General features: G+C 67.8%; 2 protein-coding genes. Both read left to right on the top strand.

Annotated elements, in window-relative coordinates; genetic code table 11:
• Nucleotides 1-602, top strand: a 602-nt coding sequence (locus tag MOV75_RS38950; RefSeq protein WP_247008150.1) for a glycosyltransferase, incomplete at its 5' end; no start/stop codon positions are given.
• A gap of 62 nt (nucleotides 603-664) precedes the next feature.
• Nucleotides 665-1179: pyridoxal-phosphate dependent enzyme (locus MOV75_RS38945; RefSeq protein WP_247008148.1), on the top strand; the 515-nt coding region annotated here is incomplete at its 3' end.

The following is a 1179-nucleotide window of genomic DNA, read 5'->3' as shown; positions in this document are numbered from 1 at the left end:
CCGAGCGCGGTTTTGACAATGTCGTGCTGTGGCCGCGCGGCGTCGACACCGGCCTGTTCCATCCCCGCGCCGTCGATCTCTGCCTGCCGGCCCCCGTGTTCCTGTCGGTCGGCCGCGTCGCGGTGGAGAAGAATCTCGAGGCCTTTCTCGACCTCGATCTGCCCGGCACCAAGGTGATCGTCGGCGACGGCCCGGCGCGTGTCGCGCTGGAAGAGACCTATCCCGATGCGATTTTCCTCGGCGAGAAGCACGGCGAGGAACTGGCGGACATCTATGCGGCCGCCGACGTGTTCGTATTCCCCAGCAAGACCGATACGTTCGGTCTCGTCCTGCTGGAGGCGCTCGCGAGCGGCCTGCCGGTTGCGGCCTTCCCGGTGAAGGGCCCCCGCGACGTGATCGGCGATGCCCCGGTCGGCGCACTCGATCACGATCTGCGCAGCGCCTGCTTCGCGGCGCTCGATGCCTCCCGGCAGGATTGTGTCGCGTTCGCTGCCAATTACACCTGGGAGGCCTCGGCGCGGGTCTTCATCGACAGTATTTTGGGGGTCGGCGCGGTGCTGCCGGGTCGGACCGGCGCGGAACAGCCCCGCCGGGTCGCCTGAGCGGGCAAATCCTCGCGCGCAGGTGTCTTGCCCGGGCCTCATCGGCCGCGATAAGCTCGGACATGACCGAACAGCTCCTCCCGATCGGCCCTGCCGACATCGATGCTGCGGCGCGCGTGATCGCGCCCTACGCCATCCGCACCCCGCTATTGTCCTTTCCCGTGCTCAACGAGCGCGTCGGTGCGAAGGTATTTTTGAAGCCGGAGATGCTCCAGCGCACCGGCTCCTTCAAGTTCCGCGGTGCCTTCAACAAGGTGTTCTCGATCCCGCAGGACAAGCGCGCCGGCGGCGTCGTCGCGTTCTCGTCCGGCAACCACGCCCAAGGCGTGGCGGCGGCGGCGAAGATCCTTGACATGCAGGCGACCATCGTGATGCCTGCGGATGCGCCGCTGTCCAAGCGCGAGCGCACCAAGTCGTACGGCGCTGAGGTCGTGCTGTACGACCGCGACAAGGACGACCGCGAGGCGATCTCGCGCGGCATCGCCGAGAAGCGCGGCGCGACGCTGGTCAGGCCTTACGACGATCCATTCGTGATCGCGGGGCAGGGCACCGCCGGCCGCGAGATCGCGGAAGACAT

This window comes from Bradyrhizobium sp. PRIMUS42, from assembly GCF_023006515.1.
GTDB lineage: Bacteria > Pseudomonadota > Alphaproteobacteria > Rhizobiales > Xanthobacteraceae > Bradyrhizobium.
The sequence above is the reverse complement of the archived record's forward strand: the minus strand, read 5'-3'. Positions and strand labels throughout refer to the sequence as shown.